Below are 366 nucleotides of genomic sequence, written 5' to 3'. Positions count from 1 at the left end.
AGAAGGGGGAGAAGAAGGAAAGGAAGAAGAAGGAGAAAGAGGAAAGGGAGAGGAGGAAGAAGGAGAAGAAAAGAAAGGAAGGAAGAAGAGAGAAGAAGAGAGAAAAAGAGAAGAGGAAAGAGAAAAAGAAAGAAGGGGAGGAAAAGAGGAAGAGGGAGGAAGAGAAAAAAAAAGAAAAAAGAGGAGAAAAGAAAAAAGAGGGAGAGGGAGAAGAGGAAGAAGGAGAAAGAGAGGAAAAGAGAGACAAAAGGAAGGAAAAAGGGAAGGGGGAGAAGGAAGAGGGAGGAAAAGGAGAAGGGGGAAAAGAAAGGAAGGAAGGAGGAGAAGAGGGAAGGGGGGCAGAGGGGAAGAAGGGGAGGGGAAAAG

The 366-nt window shown here is 45.6% G+C and carries 1 protein-coding gene; it reads left to right on the top strand.

The window, feature by feature from the left end:
* Nucleotides 1-366 (top strand): hypothetical protein (locus NR112_RS23305; RefSeq protein WP_256796472.1); only part of this gene is annotated, 366 nt, incomplete at both ends.

It is taken from the genome of Terrabacter sp. Ter38 (assembly GCF_024519435.1).
Classification (GTDB): domain Bacteria; phylum Actinomycetota; class Actinomycetes; order Actinomycetales; family Dermatophilaceae; genus Terrabacter.
This window is presented reverse-complemented; position numbering and strand designations above follow the sequence as displayed.